This window comes from Roseitalea sp. MMSF_3546 (assembly GCF_030732865.1).
Taxonomy (GTDB): Bacteria; Pseudomonadota; Alphaproteobacteria; order Rhizobiales; family Rhizobiaceae; genus Roseitalea.
On record NZ_JASHKB010000028.1, the window covers coordinates 1 to 26,332 of the forward strand.

Here is a 26,332-nt window from a genome sequence, read left to right on the forward strand (position 1 = left end):
CCCTGTGGATCGGGCAAAAAATACAAGAAGTGCTGTGGTCTGAACTGACCACCACAACGCCTGACCGGACGCTTACGTTCTGGGCCTTGATGGGCGAACAGAACGTCATCGCCCAGTTCCTGCGCAAGGTGCTCTACGTCGGCTTCTTCGCGCTGCTTCTGAACAATTTCCAGGCGCTGGCCGATATCGTCTTTCGCAGCTTCGCTGGCCTTGGTCTGAGGGCCGGTGCCGCCCCGTTCGGCCCCGACCAGCTGATGCGTCCCGGTTTTGTGGCCGAGACCGGTTTTGCCGCCTCATGGCCGCTTCTGGAAGCCGCCGGCGAGTTGATCGGCTTTACGACCTTTTTCGAGAACTTCGTCACCATCATCGTGCTGCTGATGGCCTGGGCGATCGTGCTGCTCGCCTTCTTCGTTCTTTCCGTCCAGCTCTTCATCACCATCATCGAGTTCAAGTTGACGACGCTCGCCGGCTTCGTGCTGGTGCCTTTTGCCCTCTTCGGCAAGACGGCCTTCCTCGCCGAACGCGTCCTCGGCAATGTCATCACCGCCGGCATCGAGCTGATGGTGCTGGCGATCGTCGTCGGCATTGGCTCGACCTTGTTCGGCGACATCGCCGTTCCGCCCACCGGCGACATCGATCTGCGTCATGCCGCCTCGGTCATCCTCGCCGCCATCGCCGTCTTCGGTCTCGCCATCTTCGTGCCCGGCATCGCCGCCGGGCTTGTCTCCGGTGCGCCGCAACTGGGCGCCGGCGCCGCTGCGGGAACCGCGATCGGAGTCGCTGGCGCAGGTCTTGCAAGCGGCATGGCCGTCCGCGGCGCTGCGGGTATGGCGACTGGGACGGCGGGCGGCGCCGTGCGCGCTGGGGCCTCACTCGCCGGAAGGACAACGGCCGGCTTTGAAAGCGGCGGCATGGCGGGTGTGTCCAGGGCCACCATAGGAGCTGCCGCCAACACTGCGGCCTCCCGCATGACCGCACCGGCCCGCGACGCCTTCCGGTCGGGGCAGGCCGAAGGCTTCCGCGCGAACAAGTCCGGCGGTCACAACGGCTTCGGCCGCGGCGCGGGAGCCGTGTCCGCCAACCCGTCCGAACCGCCCGCCTGGGCCCGCCAGATGCACCGCCGCCAGCAAATGCGCGAGGCCGGCCAGGTCGCCGTGCACAGCCTGCGCGACGGCGATCGCGGCGGGCATGGCGAGGGCCCGCGCCTCGATCCCGACCGATGATCCCAAAGGAGAACCGACACGATGCGTTTCCGACGCCCACGCAACCGCTATGGCGAGACACCCGAACCGGTCACGCCCTATCAGAAAGCCGCCCAGGTCTGGGACACGCGCATGGGCGACGCGCTCGCCCGCGCCAAAAACTGGCGCATGATGGCGTTCGGCTCGCTCGGCCTGTCCCTGCTGCTCGCCGGCAGCGTCATCTGGCAGGCCGGCCAGTCCCGGATCACACCCTATGTCGTCGAACTGGAAGCCGAAGGCAGCGCCCGCGCGGTCCGTCCGGCCATTCAGGACTATCGGCCGAACGATGCCCAGGTCGCCTTCCATCCGGCGCTGATGATCGAGCGCGTCCGATCGCTCGCCATCGATCCTGTGGTCGTGCGCAAGAACTGGCTGTCGGCCTATGATTATGTCACGGCGCGCGCAGCCAACACGCTGAACGCTTTCGCCCGCGACAACGATCCGTTCGAACGGATCGGCCGTGAGACCGTCGCCGTCGAGGTGACCAGCGTGGTGCGTGCCTCCGACACCAGTTTCCAGGTCCGCTGGCTCGAACGGCGCTATTTGAACGGCGCACTTGGCGGCACCGAACGCTGGACAGCTCTGGCGACGGTCGCGATCGAACCGCCACGCGATGCCGAGACGCTCAGAAAGAATCCACTCGGCATCTACGTCACTGACCTCAACTGGTCGCGCGACCTCGACACCGCGCCCGGCCGACTATCCGGTCCTCCGCGTTCCGATCCAGCATCGGGCCCCGACCGCACAATCCCCACCCCGCCTTCCGGAGACACGCCATGATGTTTGATCGATCCCGCCCGCGTGGCGGACCCAGCCTTCTTGTTCTGACCGTGGCGCTGTCGCTGTCGGCCTGCGCGACCAAGCCAAAGGTACCCGAGATCACCTATGATGATCTCGAGTTCGACACGGCCGTCTATCAGCCTGAGGCCGAACCGCCGGTGAAGCTGGTCACCGTCCCCGAACCATTGCCGTTGCCCGGCCAGCTCAAACCGATGCCGGCAAAGAGCGAGAAAGCCGCAAGGGACACGCGTCCGCCCGAGCGTCGCGTCACCGATGCCAATGAAGCCGCCAAGATCCAGCCGACCAAGGACGGCTATGTGAACGCGATCCAGAACTACCCCTATGTCCAGGGCGCACTCTACCAGCTCTATACGGCCGTCAATCAGGTCTCGGACATCGCGCTGGAGCCGGGCGAGAAGCTGGTTTCGGTTTCGGCCGGCGACACGGTCCGTTGGGTGGTCGGCGATACGATCAGCGGCGACGGTGCCCAGGCGCGCGTCCATATCCTGGTCAAGCCGATCGCGCCGGACCTCATGACCAATCTCGTCATCGCCACGGACCGGCGCACCTATCATCTAGAGATGCGTTCAACGGAGGAGACCTATATGGCTTCGGTCTCCTGGATCTACCCGCATTCCGACCTGATCGCGCTGCGCAAGCGCAACCAGGCCGCTACGGAGCAGGCCAGGCTGACGATCGATACCGGCCTGCAGCTTGACCGGCTGCGCTTCCGCTACCGGATCGAGGGCGACGCGCCCTGGAAGCCTGTCCGCGCCTTTGATGACGGCGCCAAGGTCTATATCCAGTTCCCGTCCGGCCTGCGCCAGGGCGAGGCGCCGCCGCTCTTCGTCATCGGTGACCGGGGCGAACCGGCGCTCGTCAACTATCGCGTCCAGGGCAACTATTACGTGGTCGACCGGCTCTTCGCTGCCGCCGAGCTGCGGCTTGGCACAGATCCGCAGCGGATTGTCCGCATCATCCGCACCGATGCCACTTGGCGATCCCCGCGCACGCTGCGCACGGCATGGCATGGCCTGAGGCAATCCGATGACCGGTGAGCCCAAAGACAAGATCGATCCCGAACGGCTGGCGCTGCGAGCCCGGCCGCGGCCCGTTACCCGCATCAACCGCAAGGTGCTCTATGCCGGTAGCGCGCTAGCGCTCGCCCTGATCGCCGGCGCCGTCCTGTTCGCGCTTGATCCACCGCAATGGAACGCTTCGCAACCGACCGAACTTCTGCAGACCGGACGATCCCCGATGCCGGATGGGTTGGCGCGCCTGCCCTCCACCTATGACGGCATTCCACATTTGGGTCCGCCCAATCGCGGCGATCTCGGCCGTGCCATCACCCAAGTCGAACGCGATCTCGGCATCGCGCCGGAACGGCGCCGGCCTTTGCCCTCCTATCGGCCCGATCCGGAAGAAGAGTTTCAGCGGTCCGAAAGGATCCGCCTCGCCCGCATGGCCGCGCAGGCGCAGGAATCCGATCTGTTCTTTGCGATCCGCACCCGGCAGGCCAATGCACTGGCAACGGAGCAACCGGGAACGGCAGATGCGCGGACCACGCCGTCAGACGGATCGTCAGAAACAGCGTCGGCGCCGGACGCTACCATGTTGGCCGCGCTCGATGCACTGACGCCGTCGGGACAGAGCTTGAGTCCGTCCGCGCCCGATCCGGGCGGGCAACGGAGCAAGCAGGCCTTCCTCGATGCTGGTCCGGACGACGCGATTTACAATCCTCATGCGGAACAAACGCCCGTCTCGCCCTACCAGCTCATGGCCGGCACGATCATTCCCGCCAGCCTCGTCACCGGGCTCAATTCCGATCTGCCGGGCGTGGTCATCGCGCAGGTCACGGAGAACGTGTTCGATACCGTCAGCGGCCAATATCTGCTGGTCCCGCAAGGCACGCGGCTGATCGGGCGCTATGACAGCGTCGTCGCCTTCGGCCAGGAACGCGCGCTCGTCGTCTGGCAGCGGCTCATTCGCCCCGACGGTTCATCCATCCTCATCGCCAATCTGCCGGCTACCGACACCGAAGGCTATACCGGACTTGCCGACAGGGTCGACATACATACCTGGCAGCTGCTGCGCGGCATCGCACTCTCCACCCTGCTCGGTGTCGGCACGGAACTGTCGCTCGGAAACAGTGAAAGCGATACCCGATCGGGGTCGGGCACAAGCCTCGTCGCGGCCATTCGGGAGAGCACCCAGGAAAATGTCGATCGCGCCGGTCAGCGCATCGTTGAACGCAACCTCGACATCCCGCCCGCCATCACCGTGCGGCCCGGCTGGCCGCTGCGCGTCATCGTCAACCGCGACATTGTCCTGTCGCCTTACCGGTCGGCAGGTGATCGGTCATGAGCCCGCTCAAACTGCCGAAGCTGCCCGATCGGGAGACCACCAAACTGAGCTTTGTGGCCAGTGCCGACTTGAAAAGGCAATTGGACGCCTACGCCGCGTTGTATGCGAAGGAATACGGCAAGAAGGAAGCGCTGGCCGATCTGATCCCGTACATGCTGGAGGCGTTTCTGGCATCGGATCGGGAGTTCCAGAAATTGTTGCGCGAAGACGACCGCGCCAAATCCCCTTCCCGCAAAGCTGACGATGTTAGAAGTCTTTGACGACGTGGCTAGGTGCGATGCCCAGCACCTTGCAGATATCTACGAACTCGACCACGTCGAGTCGACGCTCGCCGCCCTCGTACTTGGCAACGAATGACTGCGGCTTGCCCAACCGGTCTGCGACCTGTGCCTGGGTCATGCCGGCATCGGTCCGCGCCGCGATAAGCCGCTCCGTCATTTCCTGATATCGCGCACTGCCGAGAGAGCCGGGCATCGAAAAGCCGATCAATTCTTGAAATCGGCTCTTTCGGTAATCCTAGATTCGGATTATCCCAGTTTGGGTTTAGAGCATCCTCACACGCGTCATTGCCCAATGCCCATTTTTCGCGATCTGGCTCCCACCGGCGAAACGCTGACCGACTACGATCGGCGGTGTTTCAAACTGTACATTATGCTGATCGACGCCGACGACGCCGGCGTCCTTTGGGATGACAGCTACCCACACCTGTTCAAGGAACACGTCGGCGCAGATCGGCAATGGGCGGAGCGTCGTCATAAATCACATCTCGATCGCGCGCGCTGGATGATTGCAGCTGGCTACCGCCAACTTCTCTGAGACAGCGTGCAAATCGCTTCCGTCGCGATGTTCGGACGAGATCCACGGCGTTTCACGCCTGACGCGGGCACATAGATCTGTGGACAAAAATTGCTCGGAATTGGAATCACCGTGGCGACTTAGTGGCGACTTTCCTCATAAACGCAAAAAGCCCGCCTAGATGGCGGGCTGAAATATCGTTCAATATCAATGACTTGTTTGGTTGCGGGGGCAGGATTTGAACCTGCGACCTTCAGGTTATGAGTCGTGCCGAACGAACCATGAACAATCACTCGGAACCGCGAGTTCTTGCGAAATTTCCGACACTTGTCGATCCCGAAGCCGAGGCCCCGCTGCGCACAATCTGTCGAGATTGCGCAGTGTTTTTCGGCCGCGTGCTTCCATAATGCTTCCAACGGGCCGAGAGCTGATTTTCCGGTAGCACGACCATCAGGCGGCGGTGAGCGACCAGAAGCCGAACTTCCTGCAGTGCTCCTCCTTCAACCTGGCGACGTAGGCGTCGTGCGTCTCCAACGCGCCGAAGTCCGGGATGTCGCCCGCGAGCCGGGCGCAGGCAACCATGTGCTCGGCCGCATAGCGATACCGCTTCGCCCGCGACCTGGTGAGCGTGAAGTCGATCATCGCGCGGAGCACCATCGTCGCGGCCAGCGGATGACGCTCTGACAGGGCTTCCGCTGCGGGGGCGAGATACTCGTAGTGGTCGCCGTCGATCTCGTCGTGTCGGGCCACCAGGAGGTCGGCGGCGCAATCCAGCGCCGGCCAGTCGAGGAAGAACTGCAGGGCGTGGAGAAGGCTCGGATAGGCCATGGCGTGCGCCATCGCGCGCTCCTCGGCTTCGATGTCGTCGAAGTCGGGAAGCCGCTTGAGATAGGCCCGCAGGTAGCTGTCGGAGAGCGTGCGCTCGAAGCAGTCCCACCGGAACGTCTGCGCCTCCTCGCCGCGACCCAGCGCCTCCAGCGTCTGCAGGCGAATGTCCTGCCAGGCCAGAGGAACCCGCAGCCCGTCGCCGAGCTCCGCGCGCTCGAGGAACCCCAGCGCCTCGCCCGCCCTGCCGGCCGCCAGCAGACGCTGCGCGATCTCGGCTGCGATCTGCGGCACCTTGCGGGTCTTCGGATCGTACTGGGCGATGAAGCCGTCGACGTCGCCCTGCGCGTCCGCAATGTCCTTGAGCGCCATGGCGACCGTGCTGGTGCGCTCACGCGCCCGCATCTCGTGCTCGTAGGTGGTGCCGCCCGTGCCCCAGCCCACCGCTTTCCATTGGTCTTTCGGCGGAACTGGCACAGGCGAACGACCGAGTTCTTGGATCATCGATTTCAGGGCCGCCAACCCCTCGTCGCCGAGCGCCGGCGCCATGATGCCGACCAGACCATCATACTGGCCGTAGCCGTTGTCCTGCAGCGCATCGAGAACAGCGCCGGCGAGCGCCTGCGGATCCGGCCGGACCCTCTCGGCGAGCTGACCCAGATCTGCACAGGCCTGGTGGAAGATGCTGATGACCGTGCCGCTGGAGTCGTCGCAGCGCTCGAAGACGGGCGTGGCGAGCGCCATGAACCGCCACATGAGCGTCAGCGCCTCGTCCGGATCGGCGGGTGCGATCTGCTCAACGATGGCGCGTCGCTGGGTTTCAAGATCGGTGACCAGCGCCTTGCGGTTCTTCCAGGTGATGAAGCTGCGGGCGCGGGCGATGCTAGTAAGCCGCTTGGTGATCTCCCGCGCCGCCTCCCTCGGGCTCTGGGCCCCGGCCAGCGCGAGCCGCAGCTTGCGTTTGGCGGCTGCGTTGCCGGTGCTGACCTCGATCAGCAATTGTGCCAGGCGCTCTGCGCCCAGCGCTTCGAGGTTCGTCGCATTGAGGGTGGTCTTGGACGCCATCGGATCGCCAGTTTCTTTTCCCCGAGCCTAACAGCAGCCCGCGGGCACCGGAACCTGCGTTCTGATTCGCGCGGCTCGTCGATTTCCCGCACCATCGCGTCGAAACGCCTTGCGCGGAAACGCGAGAAACTTCCTTTTTCTTCGAGATTTCAATGTGTTCGTTGACTGTCGCCCGCCCTTCAGCACTGTGGAACGGCGAAAGAATTACCGAAGAGCGCCATGCCCAAGATCACCAAACGCCTCGTCGACGCCGCAGAAGCCCGCTCCGCCGAATACTTCGTCTGGGACAGCGAGGTCCCCGGCTTCGGGCTGCGCGTGCTGCCGAGCGGGCGCAAGGGCTACGTGGTCCAGTACCGCGCCGGACGCCGGTCCCGGCGGATCAGCCTCGGGCCCAGCACGGTCCTGACCTGCGAGCAGGCGCGCAACCGCGCCATCTCCATTGTCGCTGCCGCGCGCAATGGCGCGGACCCCGCCGCCGAGCGGGACGCGGGGCGCAAGGCGATCACGGTGAAGGAGCTGGCCGAGCGGTTCGACAAGGAGCACATCGCGATCCGCGTGAAGGCGAGCACGGCCAAGGAGTATCGCCGGAACCTCGAACGTTTCATCCTGCCCGCGCTCGGGCAGCTGACGGTCACGGGCATCACCCGGGCGGACGTAGCGAAGTTCCACCACAACCTCCGCCACATCCCATATCAGGCGAACCGCTGCCTCGAAGTGGTCTCGAAGATGTTCAGCCTCGCCGAGATGTGGGGGCTGCGTCCGGACGGCACCAACCCGCGAAAGCATATCCGGAAATACCCCGAGGAGAAGCGCGAGCGCTTTCTCAGCGCTGCCGAACTCCGCCGGATCGGTGAGGTGCTGCGCGAGATGGAGGCGGAGGGGATCGAACTGCCGTCGGCCATCCTCGCCGCGCGTCTGCTGATCCTGACCGGATGTCGGCTGAACGAGATCATGACGTTGAAGTGGGCATACGTCGATCTAGCCGAGCGCGTTCTGCGCCTTCCGGATTCCAAGTCCGGCGCCAAGGTCGTCCATCTCGGCCAGCCCGCCGTCGACCTGCTCCGCGACGCCCAGCGCATCGAAGGCAACCCTTGGGTCATCGCCGGCACCCTGCCAGGCAAGCGTCTGAGCGATCTCCAACCCTTTTGGCAGCGCGTCCGCGCCCGCGCCGGCGTGAAGGACGTCCGCATCCACGACCTGCGCCACACCTTCGCGTCGACCGCCGTCGCCTCGGGTCAGGGCCTGCCGATGATCGGGAAGCTCCTTGGTCACACGCAGGTCCAGACCACGGCGCGCTACGCTCACCTCGCGGCCGAGCCGGTGCGGATGGCTGCCGATGCGGTGGCACAGAACCTCAGGCAATCCCTGGGATAATCGCGCCCCGACGCGCCCCTATCGGTGACTGATCTGCCGGCGACCCGCCGACTTCGGAGCAGGAAGGGCAGGAACAAGCCTCGGCTACGCATATCCGTGCCCGCGATCATGCGGGACGGACACGAATTCATAGGCCCAGTCTGGACTGGTTTAACCCAGTTTGCCCTGTTATGGTCTTGAAAACCTAGAGGTCGTGAACATGCCCAACGTCCCCGACCAAGCCATGACCGTGCGGGACGTGGCTGGCTATCTGAACGTAGACGAGAAGACTGTCTATCGGCTTGCCAAGCGAGGAGACCTTCCAGGCTTCAAGGTTGCCGGCGCGTGGCGTTTCAAACGGTCGGATCTCGATACCTGGATTGATCAGCAGAAACGAGCTGCACGGAATGAGTAATGAGGGGCGGTCGGTGAGCAATCTTAATATCAGCAATTTCATCTGGAACATCGCAGACGACGTCCTGCGAGATGTCTACGTCCGCGGAAAGTATCGCGACGTCATTCTCCCAATGACAGTTATTCGTCGACTTGATGCTGTACTGGAGCCGACCAAGGATGCGGTTCTTGCGATGAAGGCGCAACTCGACAAGGCAGGTGTGGCGAACCAGCATGCGGCGCTATGCCAAGCATCAGGCGAAGCGTTCTACAACACCTCCCCGTTCAGGCTGCGTGATCTCGCATCCCGAGCGCGCCGTCAGCAGCTCAAGGTGGACTTCGAAGCATACCTCGACGGGTTTTCGCCTAATGTCCAAGAGGTTCTGGACAAGTTCAAGTTCCGCAATCAGATTCCGACGCTGATCGAAGCCGATGCGCTCGGGTTCCTAATCGAAAAGTTCCTCGACCCTTCGGTCAATCTCAGTCCCAAGCCCGTGCTGCACACGGATGGCACTGTCAGGCTTCCGGGCCTCGACAATCACTCGATGGGCACGATTTTCGAGGAGCTCATCCGGAGGTTCAACGAAGAGAACAATGAGGAAGCCGGTGAACATTTCACCCCGCGCGACGTGGTGGAACTCATGGCGTACCTCATCTTCATGCCGGTCGCCGACGACATCCAGTCAGGGACCTATCTCGTCTATGATGGCGCCTGCGGTACGGGGGGCATGTTGACCGTCGCGGAAGAGACGCTGGTCAAACTGGCTACCGATCACGGAAAGGAAGTTTCGGTCCACCTCTATGGTCAGGAGTCGCAGCCAGAGACCTTCGCGATCAGCAAAGCCGACCTGATCCTTAAGGGCGAAGGCATCGAGGCCGAGAACATGAGGTTCGGCTCCACGCTTTCCTCCGATGCTTTCCCGTCTCGCGAATTCGACTTCATGCTCTCCAACCCGCCCTATGGCAAGTCGTGGAAGACCGACTTGGAGCGGATGGGAGGGAAGAAGGAGATCCGCGACCCGCGCTTTGTGATCGAGCATGGCGGCGACTCGGAGTACAGCCTGATCACCCGCTCCAGCGATGGCCAGATGGTGTTCCTGGCCAACATGCTCAGCAAGATGAAGACGGCATCGCCGCTGGGGAGCCGGATCGCGGAGGTCCACAACGGTTCCTCGCTATTCACTGGAGATGCGGGCTCCGGCGAAAGCAACGTCCGCCGCTGGATAATCGAGAACGACTGGCTGGAAGCCATCATCGCCCTGCCTCTGAACATTTTCTACAATACAGGGATCGCGACCTACATCTGGGTACTGAGCAATCGCAAGCCGGCGAGCCGCAAGGGCAAGGTGCAGCTCATCGACGCAACGTCGTGGTTCAAGCCGCTTCGAAAGAACCTCGGAAAGAAGAACTGCGAACTCGCGCCTGAGGACATCAAGCGCATCTCCGACGCGTTTCTCCAGCTCAAGGAGGACGAGACATCGAAGATCTTCCCGAACGACGCGTTCGGCTATTGGAAGATCACGGTCGAGCGTCCCTTGCGCCTGAAGGCGGAGCTGACAGACGGCCGTCTTCGGACCTTCCGCAAGGCGTGCGCTGAAGCAGGGGACCGAGATCTGCTAGACGCTGTCGAAGCGGTGGCGGAAGCTCGCGGCCCCGGCCCGCACATGGACTTCAATGTATTCTTGGCCGAGGTGGAGGAAGCCGCCAGCGCGCTTGGCCTTCGCATGACGGCGAAGCGCCAGAAGCTGCTCATGTCGGCACTCGGGGAGAAGGACCCCTCGGCAGAACCTGTGATCCGCAAGACCTCGAAACTCAAAGTCGGCGCGGATGCGACGAATGATGCGCTGTATGGCAGTTACCACACGACCATCGACGGCAGGGCCGCGGCCGTCGAGTACGAGCCGGACACCGAGCTCCGCGATACCGAACAGGTGCCGTTCCTAGAAGATGGCGGCATCGAAGCTTTCTTCCGCCGCGAAGTCCTACCACACGCCCCGGATGCCTGGATCGATGCCTCGAAGACGGTGATCGGATACGAGATCTCGTTCACGCGGCATTTCTACAAGCCGCAGCCCCTGCGCACTCTTGATGAGATCGAAGCGGATATTCGCGCGCTGGAGAAGGAGACCGAGGGCCTGCTCGAGGACGTCCTTGTGGGGGGGCACTGATTCATGGCCACTCAACGCTATTCCGTTACGCCGCACCCGATCGAAACGCTTCTCACATGGGTGAAGTCCGGCGAGATCGCGATCCCCGAGATCCAGCGGCCGTTCGTGTGGGACGCGACCAAGGTCCGCAACCTGCTGGACTCGCTCTATCAGGGGTATCCGGTCGGCTACCTCATCGCCTGGCGCAATCCCTCTGTCCGACTGAAGGATGGCTCGACGTCGTCGGGCAAGCGCATCCTGATCGACGGGCAGCAGCGGGTCACGGCGCTGATGGCGGCCCTGCTGGGCCAGGAGGTACTGACCAAGGACTACGAGACCGTCCGCATCAGGATCGCCTTTCATCCGGTCGAGGAGCGGTTCGAGGTTTCGAACCCGGCGATCAGGAAGGACTCTGCGTGGATCCCCGATCTGTCCGCGGTCTTCTCGCCAGACGCCAGCCTCACTGAGCTGACCGATGACTATTCCGAGCGAAACCCCGATGCCGACCGAAAGAAGGTCTCGCGCATCCTCGAGCGCGTGCGGAAGATCATCAACAACCACGTCGGCATCATCGAGCTGGCCGAAGACCTCGACATCGAAACCGTGACCGAGATCTTCATCCGTGTGAACTCGGCCGGTGCGTCGCTCAGCCAGGCGGACTTTGCCATGTCGAAGATCGCCGCGAACGACACCTACGGCGGCAACATGCTTCGCAAGGCCATTGACTACTTCTGCCATCTGGCCGTTGCGCCCGAGTTCCTCTCCCGCATCGAGAAGGGTGACAAGGCGTTCGCCTCATCCGAGTTCCTGCCCAAGATGCGGTGGCTGAAGGACGTCAACGACGACCTCTACGACCCCTCCTACACCGACATGCTGCGCGTGGCGTTCACGTCCGAGTTCCGGCGCGGCAAGCTGCAGGACCTCGTCGCGCTGCTGTCCGGGCGGAACTTCGAGACGAAGCAGTACGAGGAAGCCGTCGCCGAGGAAGCGTTCGCCAGGCTCAAGACCGGCGTCCTCAACTTCATGAACAAGACGCATTTCGACCGCCTCACTATGATCCTGCGGTCGGCCGGCTTCATCACGTCGAACCTGATCCGAAGCCAGAACGCGATCAACTTCGCCTACATACTCTATCTGCGCGGGCGGGCTGAGGGCATGCCGGCCGCCGACATCGAGCGGCTGGTGCGGCGCTGGTATGTCATGTCCCTGCTCAGGGGGCGCTACTCGGGCAGCCCCGAGACGGCCTTCGACTTCGACATCCGCCAGATCGAGGCGCGTGGGCTCTTGACCTACAGCGACGCGGTGATCGACGCCGAGCTGCCCGAGAGCTTCTGGACCACGCTGCTGCCGCAGGAGATGGAGACCTCATCAGCCTCCAGCCCCTATTTCCTGGTCTATCAGGCGGCGCAGGCGAAGCTGGGGGATCTCGGCTTCCTGTCGCGGGACATCACGGTGCGCGACCTGCTGTTGAACCGCAGCGACGTGCACCACGTCTATCCGCGCAACCACCTCAAGAACCAGGGGCTCACGCGTGGGCGCTACAATCAGATCGCCAACTTCGTGCTGGCCCAGAGCGAGATCAACATCGCCATCGGCGACAAGGCGCCCGCAGTGTACTTCGCCGAGCTGGCCGAGCAGTGCAACGGCGGGCCCAAGAAATACGGCGGCATCACCGAGATGGAGGAGCTGCGCGCGAACCTCGCCATGAGCTGCGTGCCCGACACAATGCTCGATGGCGACATCCCCGACTTCGGCGACTTCCTCGAAATGCGCCGCCATCTGATGGCGACGAGGATCAAGACCTACTTCGAGGGTCTTTAAGATGGAGGCGTTGAAGGGCTATCCCTCCTATCGCAACAGCGGACTGCCGTGGCTAGGGGCTATCCCCGAGCACTGGGACGTGCGCCGCAACGGCCGCCTGTTCGCCGAGAGGGTCGAGACCGGGTTCGAGGATTTGCCGATCCTCGAGGTTTCGTTGCGGACCGGCGTTCGGGTGCGCGACATGGAGAATGGCGCCCGAAAGCAGCAGATGGCGGACCGCAGCAAGTACAAGCGTGCCGCCAAGGGCGACGTTGCGTACAACATGATGCGCATGTGGCAGGGCGCAGTGGGCGTCGCGCCGGTGGACGGCCTCATCAGCCCCGCCTACGTGGTCGCTCGGCCGTTCCCCGAGGTCGATCCGCGCTTCTACACCTATCTGTTCCGCACCTCCGCCTACATGCGCGAGGTGAACAAGTTCTCGCGCGGGATCGTCTCTGTCCGCAACCGGCTGTATTGGGACGAGTTCAAGCAAATGCCGTCGGCTTTTCCTCCCACGGACGAGCAGACCCACATCGCCGACTTCCTCGACGATCACGGCCGACGAACAACTCGCCTGATCCGCAACAAGCGGCGGCTGATCGGGCTGTTGAACGAGCAGAAGCAGGCGATCATCAACCGGGCCGTCACGCGCGGCCTGAACCCCAATACAAAGCTGGAGCCCACGGGCCTTTATTGGATGCCCAACGTCCCATCAGGCTGGCGGCTGAAGCGCTTCAAGTTCCTAGCCAGAATTCGGCAGGGTCAGGTCGATCCGCGTTTGAGTGAGCACAAGGACAAAATTCTCATTGCGCCAAACCACATCGCCTCAGCTAGCGGTGAAATTCATTCATTCGAGAGCGCCCAATCTCAAGGCGCAGACAGCGGGAAGTATGAGGTTTCCGCCGGCGAGATTGTCTACAGCAAGATCCGGCCTCACTTGAGAAAGGCTGCAATATCGCCTGTCGATGGGCTCTGCAGCGCCGATATGTACCCCATCAAGCCAAACAATAGCGAGGTCCTATCGGAGTTCTTTCTAAAGCTCCTACTCTCTTACGAATTCACAACCTACGCCGTCGATTGCTCGATGCGCGTTGCGATGCCCAAGATCAACCGCGAGGCGCTAGGGGATTGCTGGCTTGCGTATCCAGGAATTGACGAACAGAGAGAAATCCTTGCCTGGATTCATGATCAGACCCGGCCGTTGCAGGAAGCAAAGAAGCGCGCCGATCAGGAAATTCGTCTCATCCAAGAGTACCGTGAGCGTCTGATCGCCGACGTTATCACTGGCAAGTTGGACGTGCGCCACATCGAGATCGTCGCTTCCGCGGACGAGCCCATCGCCGACGAGGACGATGCGCTGGACGAGGATCTGGAGGCCGAGGACACGGACGAACTGGCAGAGGCCCTTGACTGACCATGCCGCCCCCCGCCGCCCCGAAGATCTATCACATCGTGCACGTGGACCGGCTGCCCTCGATAATCGCCGAGGGCGGCCTCCTGTGCGATGCCGAGATCATCCGGCGCCAGGCGGCCAATCCAGCAAATGGTATGGGCACCACGATCGGGATGGGCAGCATCAAGCAGCGTAGGCTGACACGCCTGACGCTGACGAGCCATCCGGGCCTCTTCGTCGGCCAGTGCGTTCCGTTCTACTTCTGCCCGCGCTCGATCATGCTCTACCTGATCCACTGCGCGAACCACGAGGAGCTGACCTATCGCGGTGGTCAGGGCCCCATCGTGCATCTTGAGGCCGATCTGGCGGGCACGGTGGCATGGGCGAACGGCAACGCCCGCCGGTGGGCCTTCACCTTGTCGAACGCAGGCGCCTTCTACTTCGAGGATCGCGCGGACCTCGCCCAGCTTGGAGAGATCGACTGGGACGCCGTTCAGGCCCGGGATTGGCGCGGCAAGAAGGAAGGTAAGCAGGCAGAATTCCTTGTAGAACAGTCGTTTCCTTGGGAATTGGTCAGCCGAATTGGTGTAGGATCGCAGCAGGTTTACGGGCAAGTCAGGGCCGCGCTTCAGGCGGCAGCACACAAACCCCATGTCGAAATCAAACCTGACTGGTATTACTAGAGGGAGGGAGGCACCGATGTTCGAATACAAGACGGGCGACATATTGGCCGAAGATGCCGACGCCCTCGTCAATACGGTCAATTGCGTTGGCGTAATGGGGCGCGGTATTGCGCTGCAATTCAAGAACGCCTTCCCCGCGAATTTCGAGGAATACGCCCGCGCCTGCAAGCGTGACGAGGTGCAGCCGGGGCGCATGTTCGTGACCGAGACCAATCAGCTCACCAGCCCGCGCTACATCATCAACTTCCCAACCAAGCGGCACTGGCGCGGCAAGAGCCGGATGGAGGATATCGACGCCGGGCTGGTCGACCTCGAGCGCGTGATCCGTGAGAAGGGCATTCGCTCCATCGCCATCCCACCTCTCGGCAGCGGGCTCGGTGGCCTCGACTGGAAGAAGGTCCGCCCGCGGATCGAGGAGGCCCTACGCGGCTTCAACGACGTGCGTGTGGTGATCTTCGAGCCCGGCGGCGCCCCCGCCCCGCAGCAGATCGCGAAGCGTCAGACGGCGCCGAACATGACCCCAGGCAGGGCGGCACTGGTGGGCCTGATGCATCGCTACCTCGGCGGCTTGCTCGACCCGTTCGTCACCCTGCTCGAGGTGCACAAGCTCATGTACTTCATGAAGGCCAGCGGCGAGGACTCTCTGGACCGGCTCCGGGTGGTCAAAGGCCACTACGGCCCCTACGCCGAGAATCTCTCGCATGTGCTCCGGGAAATCGAAGGGTACTTCGTGTCGGGCTATCGGGACGGCGGTGATGCGCCCGACAAGCAGCTCGAACTGGTGCCCGGCGCCGTTCAGGATGCCGACGAGTTCCTGCGTATCCATCCGGAGACGCACGCCCGGTTCGATCGTGTCGCCGATCTTGTCTCCGGGTTCGAGACGCCGTTCGGGCTCGAACTCCTCTCGACTGTGCATTGGGTCATCACGACCGAACAGGCCGAGACGATGGACGATGTCGTCGAGCGCATCTACGGGTGGAACGACCGCAAACGCCATTTCACGCGCCGACAGATCGCGCTGGCAGCGGACGTCTTGAGGAGCAAGGGCTGGATCGGCCCCGACGCGCTGGTCGCACACTGATGGCCGTTACGGATACCAGCGAGAAGGGCCTCGAGGCGCTCATCGTCCGGTCTCTGATCGACGAGGCCGGCTACGTCGCGGGGGAATCGAAGGACTTCGACCGCGATCACGCCGTAGACCTGGCGAAGCTGTTCGACTTCCTGCATGCGACGCAGCCGGAAGTGGTCGAGGCGCTGGGCATTGGTGATGACGGGCCGAAGCGGCTGCAGTTCCTTCATCGGCTGCAGGGCGAGATCGCCAAACGCGGGGTGATCGATGTTCTGCGCAATGGCGTGAAGCACGGCCCCGGGTCGGTGGAGCTGTTCTTCGGCACGCCCACGCCGGGCAACGCCAAGGCTGAAGCGCTGTTCGCCGCCAACATCTTCAGCGTCACCCGACAGCTGCATTATTCCAAGGACGCGACCAAGCTGTCGCTGGACGTGGGGCTGTTCATCAACGGCCTGCCCGTCGCCACCTTCGAGCTGAAGAACAGCCTGACCAAACAGACTGTCGAGGACGCGATCGAGCAGTACAAACGGGATCGTGATCCAAAGGAGCTTCTGTTCCAGTTCGGCCGCTGCGTTGTCCATTTCGCCGTGGACGATCATGAGGTGCGGATGTGTACCCACCTGAAGGGCAAGGCGTCTTGGTTCTTGCCGTTCAACAAGGGCTGGAACGACGGGGCGGGAAACCCGCCGAATCCGTACGGGCTGAAGACCGACTATCTCTGGAAGGAATACCTGACGAAGCGGAACCTCACCGACATCCTGGAAAACTACGCCCAGGTGGTCGAGGAGGTCGACGAGCGCGGCAAGAAAAAGCCGCCGAAGCAGGTATTCCCGCGCTTCCATCAGCTAGACGTGGTGCGAAAGCTGCTGGCCGACGCCGAAGCAAGAGGGGCCGGCAAGCGCTACCTGATCCAGCACTCGGCCGGATCGGGCAAGAGCAACTCGATTGCCTGGCTCGCCCACCAGATGATTGGGTTAGAAACAGGCGGCAAAACGACCTTCGACTCGGTCATCGTGGTCACAGACCGGCGTGTGCTGGACAAGCAGATCCGGGATACGATTAAACAGTTCGCTCAGGTATCGTCTGTCGTAGGCCATGCCGAAAAGTCGGGCGACCTGCGAGCCTTTCTGAAGGCCGGCAAGAAGATCATCATCACCACAGTTCAGAAATTCCCCTTTATCCTCGACGAGATCGGCGACGAGCATCGCGGGCGAACCTTCGCCATCATCATCGACGAAGCCCATTCCAGCCAGGGCGGCCGGACCGCGGCGAAGATGAACATCGCGCTCGCCGCGAACGGCGCCGAGCACGAAGAGGAGACGGTCGAGGATGCCATTAACCGTCTCATGGAAGCACGGAAGGTGCTGCCGAACGCCAGCTATTTCGCGTTCACAGCCACGCCCAAGAACAAGACGCTGGAGGTGTTCGGCGCGCCGGTTCCGCAGGGAGACAAGATCAAGCACATACCCTTCCACAGCTACTCGATGAAGCAGGCGATACAGGAGGGCTTCATCCTCGACGTGCTGAAACACTACACGCCGGTCGACAGCTACTACCGGCTCATGAAGACCGTGGAGGACGACCCCAAGTTCGACACCAAGCGCGCCCAGAAGAAGCTGCGCAAGTATGTGGAATCCCATGACCATGCGATCCGAAAGAAGGCCGAGATCATGGTCGATCACTTCCACGAACAAGTCATATCGCATCGCAAAATCGGCAGCGCAGCCCGTGCGATGGTCATCACCAACGGGATTCAGCGTGCAATCCAGTACTTCCACGCCTTCCAAGGATATCTGAAGGAGCGCAAAAGCCCCTATCAGGCCATCGTCGCCTTTTCGGGCGAGCATGAATACGTCGGCCAAAAGGTCACCGAAGCGACGTTGAACGGCTTTCCAAGCAGCCAGATCGAGGAGCTGATCCAGAAGGACCCGTACCGGTTTCTGATTGTCGCGGACAAGTTCCAGACCGGCTACGACGAGCCGCTCCTGCACACAATGTATGTGGACAAGACGCTGTCCGGCGTGAAGGCGGTTCAAACGCTGTCGCGCTTGAACCGGGCGCATCCGCAGAAGCACGATACTTTCGTGCTGGATTTCATGAACGATTTTGAGGCCATCAAGACGTCCTTCGAGCCCTACTACCGGACCACGATCCTCAGCGAGGAAACCGACCCCAACAAGCTTCACGACCTGAAGGCCGCGCTGGATGGCTATCAGGTCTATTCATGGGACCAGGTGGAGGACTTGGTGGCGCTCTACCTAGGCGGAGCGGATCGGGACAAGCTCGATCCGATACTCGACGCCTGTGTCTCCGTCTACAAGAGCGACCTCGATGAGGATGGGCAGGTCGATTTCAAGGGCAAGGCGAAGGCGTTCACGAGGACATACGGCTTCCTGGCCGCGATCCTCCCCTATAGCAATGCGGATTGGGAGAAGCTGTCTATCTTCCTCAACTTCCTGACACCCAAGCTACCGGCGCCTGAAGAGCAGGACCTGTCCAAGGGGATCCTCGAAGCGATCGACATGGACAGCTACCGCGTCGAAGCCCAAGCAACCATGGCCATCGTGCTGCCGGACGCGGACGCCGAAATCGGACCGGTTCCTGCTGCTGGCGGCGGTCGTAAACCCGAGCCTGAGCTCGATCTGTTGAGCAACATCCTGAAAACCTTCAATGAGATGTTCGGCAACATCGAATGGAAGGACAAAGACAAGATCGGCAAGGTCATTGCGGAGGAGCTTCCGGCGAAGGTCTCCGCAGACAAGGCCTACCAGAACGCCATGAAAAACTCGGACAAACAAAACGCGCGCATCGAGCACGATAAGGCGCTTGAACGTGCCGTCATCGAACTACTCTCCGACCATACGGAGCTCTTCAAGCAATTCAGTGACAACCCATCCTTCAAGAAGTGGCTTTCGGAGACGATATTTTCGGCGACATATGCGGACGCAGCGTCAACGAACAGTTCAGTTTCTATTCGCAGTTGAACCAGCGCATGGCGGTTCGTAGGAGATGCTCGTGATCCCCGCTTGTCGCTTCCCGAAAGAAATCACTGATCTGCTCTTCGGAAAGGCCGGCCTCTTTTGCGGCTCGCTGGCATTGGCCAAGAACCATGAAGGCGTTCCCGTCCTGACCAGTGAGCTGAACGGTAACAAGTGGGTGTTTAGGCGTCACTTCAGTCTCTCCAGCAATTCTGCGCATCACTCAGAACGCTCTTTTTTCATTTAATATCAACGCTCTAAATTGGCTTAGCCAACCTTGCAGCCCCAGAACGATGTCTGGTCGGCGGCGAAGTAGCCGTCCGCGGCGCGGAAGTTGCCCTGCAGCTCGACCGTGTCACCGGCGGTGAGGACAACCATTGTCTGCAGCCAGAGCGCGGTGGCCTCGGAAACATGCGCGCCGCTGATCTCGCCGAACGAGCCGCGGATCTCCGTCGTGCCGTTCAGGGCGAGCCGCCCCCTCATCCGCGCCGACGTGCTGGCGTTCACTTTGTAGAGGAGCGTGGCACCGAAGAGGTAGGTGCCGTCGACGGGCGCCACGAAGTGGTTGTTCGCGGCGTCGAAAGCGCCCTGATCGTTATAGTCGGTGTTATTCAGGCCGATCTTCGTCCAGGTTCCCACGCCGACGTAGTTGTCGTAGTTCGTGTACGCCTTGAACCGGGGCTGCCGCGGCTGGTCGACGATGCCGGTGGCGTTGTCGACGCTCAGCCCGTCGAAGAAGGTGCTGCCATCGGCCGAGACTGCCAGCCGGAAGCGGTCCGAGCCGAACAGCCCCACCAGCGCCTTGGTTACGAATCCGGTCTGGAGCGTCAGGCCGAGATCGTCGCCCGCGGCCTCCTTGTTCATGGTGTAGAACAGATCGCCGGTGCCACCCTCGGCGACGGTTTTCGCCGTCCAGAGCGCGGCGTTGAGCTTGGCCGAGAACGGGTTTGCGGCATCGGCCGTGGTGCCGAGGCCCAGCAGCGCGAGGCTCTGCAGCGATGCCGGGGTTGTCCCGACCCATCCGGACCCGTCGTAGACCAGCAGCAGTCCCTCGTCCTCGACCCATGCGCGCCAGCCGGTCCGGGGCGGCAGGCGCAGCCAGGCGCCATCGGTCCAGAGGGCGACGTTCAGGTCCCAGCCCAACCAGTCGCCCGTCGCGCCGGAGGCGACGATGTAGCGGTCGCCATCGGTGGGGCTGGCGGGCGGCGCAGTCAGGTCTCTGTCGAGCACCGAGAGCTGGACGAGTCCGTCGAGGATCCGCAGCGCCTCGTTGTGGGTGACGTGCTTCTGGGCCTGCGCCGCGAGGATGTAGGGCAGCAGGAGTTGGGTCGTCGTGTCGGACATGGGCGGTCTCCAGAACGAAGAACGCCGCCTGCATGGCAGGCGGCGGATGAAGGCGCGGCGATGGGAGGTGGCGGTCTACCCGCGGTCGGGCGTCTCCGCAGGGATGGCCGAGAGAGCCGGATCGGGCTTCGGCGCATCCCACTTCGCGGTCATTGCAGCCCAGCGTTCGATCTCGGCTCGGAATGCGGGATCGTCGATCCTCAGATGGAAGGTGTAGAGCCGGTCCACGATCTCGCGCATCAGTGCGCGCATCTCGTCGTCATTGATCCGCGAGACCTCGGACCACGGAATGCGGTTTCCGTCCGCGTCCACGACGACAACGTCGCTGCCATCGCCGGTGTGCGAGACGGGCGTCAGGCCGGCATGCAGGGTCTCGAGCTGCGTGTTGCGCACGCAGGCCACGGCCATCACTCTGGCAAGCTGGGCGGCAATCCGGTCGTCGTCTTCGGGGCGCATGTCCCGAGCCTACGCCGGAGAGCGCGCGGCCGGCCAGAACTCATTGCGCCGCCTCAGAAGCTCAGCGTCACGGTCTTTGACGCACGCCGCCCGACGAGGGCGGAGAGCTGGAAGATGCGGATGTCGAGCGTGTCGCCTGGTCCAAGCGGCGCGCCCCAGTCGGCGGTCTGCTGGGCTGAGGTGTAGACCACTCTGGTAGTCGCGGTGCTCAGCACCCGCTTCACGGTCGCCCCATCGAGGATCTCGACCTCGTAGGCCTCCAGTTCCTCGGCCATCGGCACCTCGACCGCGCCCCAGCTGTCGGCGGCGAGTGCACGGGACCGGCGTGTCCAGCGGATCGTCAGGTCCCCGGGCGTGCGTGGCTTGCGCCATGGCTGCTCGACATGGGCGACGGAGAACGGCCGCAGCCCGACGCCTGCGGGCGTGAAGGCCTGCGCCACATAGGTCTCGTCGCTGACCGGGCGGCTGGCCGGGCCGATGCGCCAGTTCCAAGGTATGCCGAGATCGGCCTCGGCGATCGGCAGCGAGGAAAGGCTGTCGTCGAGCACCACCACCCGCGCGCCAGCGGGCGTCGGATTGCCGATGGCACCTTCCGTGCCGCGCTGCCCCCGCAGCAAGCGGGTCAGCCGATACCGGCCAGGCGCCAGCAGCTCGGCCGCGCCCGCCTGCACGATCTCCCAGACGCCGGGCGCGCTTTCGATGGCCAGCGCGTTCGCTCCGCCGAACAGGGTAAGGTCAGTGACGCTCTCCAGCGTGCCGGTGAGCAGATCGACAACAAGCACGTTGCCGAGGTCGAAGCGCGAGATGGGGCCAGCATAGAAATCCGAGACCAGCGCGCCGATCCGGGCCCGCGTCCCGAAGCTCGTGAGCAGCTCGAACCCGTCCGTCGAGGGGCTGCGGAACACCGCGATCTCGCCCGGCCAGGGAACGGCATGGGCTGCCAAGAACGGCCGATGAGCAGGCTGGTCCTCGGTCAGCTGCGGCAGGTCGAGGAGCACCACCTCGGGAGCGCCGAAGACGATCGCCTGCGACAGTGCCGAGGGCCGCGGCGCGCCGGGCGGCAGATCGTAGGCCTCCCGGTCCTGGCGCACCGCCTCGACGCCGCGGGCATCCCCATCGGCGATGGAAATGAGCCGCAGCGGGACGGCGCGGTCGTCATGGGCAAAGGTGACGACATCGGCCGGGTCGAGCGCGAGGCGCGACGGCGGCAGGCGGAAGACCGCACTCTCGCGGCCGGTCCAGGCCTCCATCAGCGCCCGGCGGCAGCGGCGCTCCGCTTCCTCGGGCGGCACCGCCATGGGGAAGGACTCGGACGCGATCCGCGTCGTGTCGACGGTGATGCGCCGGGCCTCGACCTGCGCGGCCTCATAGTCCTCATCTGCACGGGCGACCTGCCGTTTCAGGGCCTGCGGCAGCTCCGTCTCCTGGCCGCGTGTGAGTTCGAGCATGTCGCCCTCGCGCGCGGCGACGAGATCGTCCTGCGCGACGCTCGCCACCGGCGCCCGGCCGCGCATGACGAAGCGAATCACGCCCTCGGTCTCGACGGCGTCGAAGCCGAAATGGCGCGACAGCGTGGTGATCGAGGCCCGCGGGCTCTCCAGCGCGCCGATGGCGTAACCCTCGACCGCGCCCCAGAGTCCGGTGACGTCGATCAGGGACTCGGGCAGGCCCGCGCGCAGGCAGAGGTGCCGGACCAGCGCGGCGAGCGACACTGCGCCGAGCCGGCCGGTCAGCCAGTGGCCGAGCCGCCAGTTCGCGCCGTCCGTCCAGACGTCGGTCAGCGCCGGAAAGAAGGGATAGGGCCGCGCGTCCCAGGTCCACGCTGCGCATTCCGGCACATGCACCATCCGGCCGCCGTAGACCGACGAGATCGGGTTGTTCGCGGCCTCGCCCCACCAGAGATAGGTCGCCTCGAGATAGGCCCGCTGGATCGCGTCATCGCGCCAGCCGCGCGAGAAATGCGGTGTGAAGCTTTCCGAGGACTTCGGGTCGAAGAAGACGTTCGGCTGGTTCGTACCGCGGTCGATGGCCGGACATCCGAGCTCGGTGAACCAGATCGGCTTGGACTCGGGCGTCCACGCTGTCGGCGCGCCGCTCTCGACCCCGCCCGGACGGTCGTAATGCGCGTTCGACCACCAGGCACGCAGATCCTTGTAGCGGAAGACCCACGGCTTGCCCGAGGCGCCGTCCGTGATCGAGGAGCGGACCTGCCCTGAGCGGTCGGCCGCGCTGGCATAGAACCAGTCGAAGCCTTCTCCGCCTGCGATGTTCGCCTGCAGATAGGCGCGGTCGTAGATCGCGGGCCAGCCCTCGGCCGCGTCCGCATGCTCGAACCCGTCGCGCCAGTCGGAGAGCGGCATGTAGTTGTCGATGCCTACGAAATCGATCTCCGGATCGGCCCAGAGCGGGTCGAGGTGGAAGAACACGTCGCCCGAACCGTCGCCGGGCTGGTGGCCGAAATACTCCGACCAGTCGGCGGCATAGCTGATCGCCGTGCCCGGTCCGACGATGCTCCGCACGTCGGCCGTCAAGTCCTTGAACGCCTGCACCGCCGGATAGGCGCTGGCGCCCGAGCGGATCGTGGTGAGCCCGCGCATCTCCGTGCCGATCAGGAAGGCGTCGACGCCGCCCGCCGCTGCGCAGAGATGAGCGTAGTGCAGTACCATGCGGCGCAGACCCCAGTCGTCTGCCGCGCCAGTCCACGTCACGGTTTCGCCCGAGACAGCAAAGTCCGACGAGCTGGCGCTGCCGAAGAAGGCGGAGACCTGCGATGCCGCCGCGGCCGTCTTGTCCACGCTGCCGACATAGCCCGCCGCCGGTGAACAGGTGATCCGGCCGCGCCAAGGGAAGACCGGCTGGCCCGTCTCGGCGGCGTTGTCGGAGTACGGGTTCGGGAGGGTGTTTTCGGGCGGAACGTCCATCAGGATGAAGGGATAGAAGGTCACCCGCAGCCCGCGGGCCTTCATCTCCTTGATCGCCTGCACCACCGCGAAGTCAGCCGGCGTGCCGCCATAGACCGGCCGGTCCTGGTCATCGCGGCTCACGAGATGGGCGGCGGACCGGCTCACGCCGTTCACGCTCCATGTCTGCGGGCTCGTGGACTTTTCCGAGACCTCGACGCCCGGCCGGATGGTGCACTCGCCAACGCGCAGGTCGCTCCCGAACCAGGCCACCACAAGGCTGACGCTCTCCACCTTCGGCGCCATGGCCTGCAAGCGGTCCAGCGCCACCACCATGTCGGCGGTGTCCGAGAGCGCGTTCAGGTTCTCGGGGATCTGTGCGCCGCCGCTGCCCTTCCGGATGCCCGTCGTGGCGTAGGTGAACTCGCCCGAGGCGGGGATCATGGTAACGGCCTGCGTCAGCCCCTCAGCGGTGTCCGGATCGGCGAGCGGACGGAACACCTCGAAGGAGAGCTGCGGCAGGCGGTTGCCGTAATTGCCGAGAGGCAGCTCCTCGAAGACGACATAGGCCGTCCCGCGATAGGCCGGGGTGTTCGCGGCGCCCATCTTCGCCGCGATGAACGGATCGGCCGTCTGGCTCTCGTCACCCGGATACCAGCGCCAGGTGATCCCGGCAGTGTCGAGGAGCTTGCCGTCCGCCCAGATGCGCCCGATGCCGGTGATCGGGCCCTCGCAGAGCGCGACCGCGAAGCTGGCGTAGTAGAGGTATTCGGTGGTCTTGACCTTTCCGCCACCCCCGCCGCCCTTGCCGCCGCCCTGCGTGGTGGTCTTCGTTTCCTCGCGGAAGTCGGTCGCCCAGATCACGTTCCCGCCCATGCGCATCCGGCCGTAGACGCGCGGGATGACGGCCCCCTCGGTCGAGGACGTGATCCGGAAGCTGTCGAGCCGCGGCCCCTCAATCCGCTGGGTCGGCGCGAGCGAGGAGACGATCCAGCTGTCGACGACCGAGCCGATGGTGGAGCCCACGAAGCCGCCGATGGTCGCCGCGCTGACACCGAGGATCGCGCCGCCGATGCTGCCGCCAATGGCGGCGCCAGCGGCACCGAGGACGAGAGTCGCCATGTCGAGGTCTCAGCGTTGCGGGAACAGGAAGGCGAAGGCGATGCGCCGCCGCCAGGATTGCGTGAGCGGTTCCTCGATCACGCCGAGCCGCTCGTAGGCGTGGAGGAAGCTGTCGGGGCCAGTCAGGATCCCGACATGCTTGGCGATGGCGCGGGGCTTCATGCGAAAGAGGACCAGCGCGCCGGGACTGGCCATTGCCGGTTCCACCTCGATCATCATGCGCCGCGCGCCGTCCGCCAGAACCTCGCGCGGGCCGGTCTCGCCCCAGTCGCGGCTGTAGGGCGGGATCGGGAATGGCTCGGGGCCGACGACCTCGCGCCAGACGCCCCGCGCGAGGCCGAGGCAGTCGCAGCCGACGCCGCGCAGGCTCGCCTGGTCGTGATAAGGCGTGCCGAGCCAGGAGCGCGCGATGGCGATGACGCGCGCCGGGTCGGCCAATGCGAGGGGTTGCGTCATAAGACGCCTCCCTCGTGGCCACCGTCCTTGGTGGCGTAACGCAGCACGGCATCCTGGCCGGGGATATGCGGGAAGCCCCTGAAGTTGGCGGTGTTGGCGAACTTCGCCCCGCAGGTCTCCATGCGCTTGTCGCAGCCCGCGCGGATGGTGAAACCGTCGCCCTCGGCGATCGCGCGCACCGGCGCTTCGAGCAGCGTCAGCACCGCGATGCCGTCCGTCACGTTATGGCCCAAGACCTCGGTGCGTCGTCCGGCGTTCGCTCCGCTGGTCCATTCCAGCGTGCCGAAGGTGAACCAGCCGGAGGCGAAGCCGCCGAGGCCCGAGGCGGTGAAGGACCGGTCGCGCAGCAGATCGATCACTGCGCCCGTGCCCTTGTAGGCCGGGCCCTCCAGATCGACGCCGCAGCGCGCGTCCCCGAGCGCGGCGTCGCAGGTCGCCTGGAACGTCCGCCCGACCGTCTGGCCCAACACATGCGCGAGTGAGCGGACCTCGGCGACGAAGGCCAGACGCCCGCGCCGGATCTGGCCGATGGCCCCGCGCCGCATCAGCACGCGCTGCGCGGTGTCGGTCCAGTTCACGCGCCAGACCTCGACCTCGGCGTTGTCCCAGCGGCCGTCGAGGATGTCGGTCTCGGTGATCCGGTCGGAGGTCAGCACGCCTTCCGCGTCCTGCGCGTCGACGGACAGGTCCGAGCCGGAGCGCACCTCGGACGCGGTCAGGCCGCTCTCGCGCTCGAAGTCCGTACCGTCGAAACTGAGCGTTCGGTCATGGTCGGTGAAGCCGAAAGTGACGCCGTCGGCACGGGTGATCCGCCAGCACCAGGCGAGCGTGGTCGTGCCCTCGTCGAGATGGGCTTGCAGGGAGGCCGAGAGGGATTTCATCGGCAGGTTCCCGTCATGCGGTCATCGAGATCGGCGATCCAGTCGGCCCAGTCCGGCGGCACGGGGCCGACCGTCTTGGCGGGTGGTCGGGCCAGCCGCGCCTCGGCGTAGGAGGCGCAGCCGGCGTCACCACCGCCCATCGTTGCGGCGCAGCCGGTCAGCGGGATCGCCAGAACCGCGGCCATCGCGGACCGCAGCCCGCCCACGCTCGACGCGCTCGTTCTTGTCTTCCATCGCATCGCGTTCCGCCTCCCGTTTGCCCACGCGCTCCCCTTCCGCGCGCCCCC

Annotated in this window: 21 protein-coding genes and 1 pseudogene; 14 read left to right on the top strand and 8 right to left on the bottom strand. The window is 64.2% G+C overall.

Going from position 1 to position 26,332, the window contains the following annotated elements; all coding sequences use genetic code 11:
• From trbL to RBB34_RS17030, 5 genes and pseudogenes are all read left to right on the top strand, one after another.
• Positions 1-1,223 (top strand): P-type conjugative transfer protein TrbL (gene trbL / locus RBB34_RS17010; protein ID WP_306120443.1); only part of this gene is annotated, 1,223 nt, incomplete at its 5' end.
• Between the two features lie 21 nt (positions 1,224-1,244).
• Positions 1,245-1,937 (top strand): annotated as a pseudogene (gene trbF / locus RBB34_RS17015) (conjugal transfer protein TrbF); the annotation flags it as partial.
• An 83-nt stretch (positions 1,938-2,020) separates the two neighbouring features.
• Positions 2,021-3,079, top strand: coding sequence for a P-type conjugative transfer protein TrbG (gene trbG, locus RBB34_RS17020; protein ID WP_306120488.1), 1,059 nt, complete (start codon positions 2,021-2,023; stop codon positions 3,077-3,079).
• Positions 3,069-4,385, top strand: a complete 1,317-nt coding sequence (locus RBB34_RS17025) for a TrbI/VirB10 family protein (RefSeq protein ID WP_306120445.1) — start codon at positions 3,069-3,071, stop codon at positions 4,383-4,385. The genes trbG and RBB34_RS17025 overlap by 11 nt, the downstream gene beginning before the upstream one ends.
• Positions 4,382-4,645 carry a DUF2274 domain-containing protein gene (locus RBB34_RS17030; protein ID WP_306120446.1) on the top strand — a complete coding sequence of 88 codons (264 nt, stop codon included), beginning with the start codon at positions 4,382-4,384 and terminating at the stop codon, positions 4,643-4,645. The genes RBB34_RS17025 and RBB34_RS17030 overlap by 4 nt, the downstream gene beginning before the upstream one ends.
• Here the strand turns inward: RBB34_RS17030 and RBB34_RS17035 are convergent.
• Positions 4,632-4,874: a helix-turn-helix transcriptional regulator gene (locus RBB34_RS17035; protein ID WP_346432550.1), complete on the bottom strand. Its 243-nt coding sequence runs from the start codon at positions 4,872-4,874 to the stop codon at positions 4,632-4,634. The two genes, RBB34_RS17030 and RBB34_RS17035, sit on opposite strands and share 14 nt — an antisense overlap.
• 84 nt (positions 4,875-4,958) lie before the next feature.
• On the opposite strand from RBB34_RS17035, the gene RBB34_RS17040 reads away from it, so the two are divergent.
• The gene (locus tag RBB34_RS17040) at positions 4,959-5,201 is read left to right on the top strand and encodes a DUF2285 domain-containing protein (protein WP_306120447.1); all 243 of its coding nucleotides are present in this window, start codon (positions 4,959-4,961) and stop codon (positions 5,199-5,201) included.
• A 429-nt stretch (positions 5,202-5,630) separates the two neighbouring features.
• Here the strand turns inward: RBB34_RS17040 and RBB34_RS17045 are convergent, their stop codons facing one another.
• On the bottom strand, positions 5,631-7,070 hold the full coding sequence (locus RBB34_RS17045; protein WP_306120448.1) for a DUF6880 family protein: 1,440 nt from the start codon (positions 7,068-7,070) through the stop codon (positions 5,631-5,633).
• A 219-nt stretch (positions 7,071-7,289) separates the two neighbouring features.
• Between RBB34_RS17045 and RBB34_RS17050 the strand changes: the two genes are divergently transcribed.
• From RBB34_RS17050 to RBB34_RS17085, 8 genes are all read left to right on the top strand, one after another.
• Positions 7,290-8,444 (top strand): site-specific integrase, encoded by a 1,155-nt coding sequence (locus RBB34_RS17050; protein WP_306120449.1) that lies wholly within the window; start codon positions 7,290-7,292, stop codon positions 8,442-8,444.
• Between the two features lie 199 nt (positions 8,445-8,643).
• Positions 8,644-8,838: a helix-turn-helix domain-containing protein gene (locus RBB34_RS17055; protein ID WP_306120450.1), complete on the top strand. Its 195-nt coding sequence runs from the start codon at positions 8,644-8,646 to the stop codon at positions 8,836-8,838.
• 13 nt (positions 8,839-8,851) lie between these two features.
• A complete protein-coding gene (locus RBB34_RS17060; protein ID WP_306120451.1) occupies positions 8,852-10,984 on the top strand; it encodes a class I SAM-dependent DNA methyltransferase in 2,133 nt (710 codons plus the stop codon).
• Positions 10,985-10,987: 3 nt separating this feature from the next.
• On the top strand, positions 10,988-12,784 hold the full coding sequence (locus RBB34_RS17065; protein ID WP_306120452.1) for a DUF262 domain-containing protein: 1,797 nt from the start codon (positions 10,988-10,990) through the stop codon (positions 12,782-12,784).
• A 1-nt stretch (position 12,785) separates the two neighbouring features.
• Positions 12,786-14,177 carry a restriction endonuclease subunit S gene (locus RBB34_RS17070; RefSeq protein WP_306120453.1) on the top strand — a complete coding sequence of 464 codons (1,392 nt, stop codon included), beginning with the start codon at positions 12,786-12,788 and terminating at the stop codon, positions 14,175-14,177.
• A gap of 2 nt (positions 14,178-14,179) precedes the next feature.
• Positions 14,180-14,839 (top strand): DUF4433 domain-containing protein, encoded by a 660-nt coding sequence (locus RBB34_RS17075; RefSeq protein ID WP_306120454.1) that lies wholly within the window; start codon positions 14,180-14,182, stop codon positions 14,837-14,839.
• Between the two features lie 16 nt (positions 14,840-14,855).
• On the top strand, positions 14,856-15,920 hold the full coding sequence (locus RBB34_RS17080) for a macro domain-containing protein (RefSeq protein ID WP_306120455.1): 1,065 nt from the start codon (positions 14,856-14,858) through the stop codon (positions 15,918-15,920).
• Complete coding sequence (locus RBB34_RS17085; RefSeq protein ID WP_306120456.1) at positions 15,920-18,892, top strand: type I restriction endonuclease subunit R; 2,973 nt, start codon at positions 15,920-15,922, stop codon at positions 18,890-18,892. The genes RBB34_RS17080 and RBB34_RS17085 overlap by 1 nt, the downstream gene beginning before the upstream one ends.
• 261 nt (positions 18,893-19,153) lie before the next feature.
• Here RBB34_RS17085 and RBB34_RS17090 read toward each other — a convergent pair whose 3' ends face one another.
• The 6 genes from RBB34_RS17090 to RBB34_RS17115 form a co-directional block, all read right to left on the bottom strand.
• Complete coding sequence (locus RBB34_RS17090; protein WP_306120457.1) at positions 19,154-20,230, bottom strand: DUF2793 domain-containing protein; 1,077 nt, start codon at positions 20,228-20,230, stop codon at positions 19,154-19,156.
• Between the two features lie 75 nt (positions 20,231-20,305).
• On the bottom strand, positions 20,306-20,686 hold the full coding sequence (locus tag RBB34_RS17095; protein WP_306120458.1) for a hypothetical protein: 381 nt from the start codon (positions 20,684-20,686) through the stop codon (positions 20,306-20,308).
• 53 nt (positions 20,687-20,739) lie between these two features.
• Complete coding sequence (locus RBB34_RS17100) at positions 20,740-24,612, bottom strand: glycoside hydrolase TIM-barrel-like domain-containing protein (RefSeq protein WP_306120459.1); 3,873 nt, start codon at positions 24,610-24,612, stop codon at positions 20,740-20,742.
• 105 nt (positions 24,613-24,717) lie between these two features.
• Positions 24,718-25,164: an NlpC/P60 family protein gene (locus tag RBB34_RS17105; RefSeq protein ID WP_306120460.1), complete on the bottom strand. Its 447-nt coding sequence runs from the start codon at positions 25,162-25,164 to the stop codon at positions 24,718-24,720.
• Positions 25,161-26,045: a DUF2163 domain-containing protein gene (locus tag RBB34_RS17110; RefSeq protein ID WP_306120461.1), complete on the bottom strand. Its 885-nt coding sequence runs from the start codon at positions 26,043-26,045 to the stop codon at positions 25,161-25,163. The genes RBB34_RS17105 and RBB34_RS17110 overlap by 4 nt, the downstream gene beginning before the upstream one ends.
• Positions 26,042-26,284 carry a hypothetical protein gene (locus RBB34_RS17115; protein WP_306120462.1) on the bottom strand — a complete coding sequence of 81 codons (243 nt, stop codon included), beginning with the start codon at positions 26,282-26,284 and terminating at the stop codon, positions 26,042-26,044. The genes RBB34_RS17110 and RBB34_RS17115 overlap by 4 nt, the downstream gene beginning before the upstream one ends.
• Positions 26,285-26,332 lie beyond the last annotated feature (48 nt).

What these genes read in the sequence shown, in the direction of transcription:
- RBB34_RS17030 (WP_306120446.1), top strand. Translation starts at nt 4,382, where the DNA reads ATGAGCCCGCTCAAACTGCCGAAGCTGCCCGATCGGGAGACCACCAAA.
- RBB34_RS17075 (WP_306120454.1), top strand. Translation starts at nt 14,180, where the DNA reads ATGCCGCCCCCCGCCGCCCCGAAGATCTATCACATCGTGCACGTGGAC.
- RBB34_RS17115 (WP_306120462.1), bottom strand. Translation starts at nt 26,284, where the DNA reads ATGCGATGGAAGACAAGAACGAGCGCGTCGAGCGTGGGCGGGCTGCGG.
- RBB34_RS17090 (WP_306120457.1), bottom strand. Translation starts at nt 20,230, where the DNA reads ATGTCCGACACGACGACCCAACTCCTGCTGCCCTACATCCTCGCGGCG.
- RBB34_RS17070 (WP_306120453.1), top strand. Translation starts at nt 12,786, where the DNA reads ATGGAGGCGTTGAAGGGCTATCCCTCCTATCGCAACAGCGGACTGCCG.
- RBB34_RS17045 (WP_306120448.1), bottom strand. Translation starts at nt 7,070, where the DNA reads ATGGCGTCCAAGACCACCCTCAATGCGACGAACCTCGAAGCGCTGGGC.
- RBB34_RS17105 (WP_306120460.1), bottom strand. Translation starts at nt 25,164, where the DNA reads ATGACGCAACCCCTCGCATTGGCCGACCCGGCGCGCGTCATCGCCATC.
- RBB34_RS17050 (WP_306120449.1), top strand. Translation starts at nt 7,290, where the DNA reads ATGCCCAAGATCACCAAACGCCTCGTCGACGCCGCAGAAGCCCGCTCC.
- RBB34_RS17040 (WP_306120447.1), top strand. Translation starts at nt 4,959, where the DNA reads ATGCCCATTTTTCGCGATCTGGCTCCCACCGGCGAAACGCTGACCGAC.
- RBB34_RS17080 (WP_306120455.1), top strand. Translation starts at nt 14,856, where the DNA reads ATGTTCGAATACAAGACGGGCGACATATTGGCCGAAGATGCCGACGCC.
- RBB34_RS17055 (WP_306120450.1), top strand. Translation starts at nt 8,644, where the DNA reads ATGCCCAACGTCCCCGACCAAGCCATGACCGTGCGGGACGTGGCTGGC.
- RBB34_RS17085 (WP_306120456.1), top strand. Translation starts at nt 15,920, where the DNA reads ATGGCCGTTACGGATACCAGCGAGAAGGGCCTCGAGGCGCTCATCGTC.
- trbG (WP_306120488.1), top strand. Translation starts at nt 2,021, where the DNA reads ATGTTTGATCGATCCCGCCCGCGTGGCGGACCCAGCCTTCTTGTTCTG.
- RBB34_RS17095 (WP_306120458.1), bottom strand. Translation starts at nt 20,686, where the DNA reads ATGCGCCCCGAAGACGACGACCGGATTGCCGCCCAGCTTGCCAGAGTG.
- RBB34_RS17065 (WP_306120452.1), top strand. Translation starts at nt 10,988, where the DNA reads ATGGCCACTCAACGCTATTCCGTTACGCCGCACCCGATCGAAACGCTT.
- RBB34_RS17110 (WP_306120461.1), bottom strand. Translation starts at nt 26,045, where the DNA reads ATGAAATCCCTCTCGGCCTCCCTGCAAGCCCATCTCGACGAGGGCACG.
- RBB34_RS17025 (WP_306120445.1), top strand. Translation starts at nt 3,069, where the DNA reads ATGACCGGTGAGCCCAAAGACAAGATCGATCCCGAACGGCTGGCGCTG.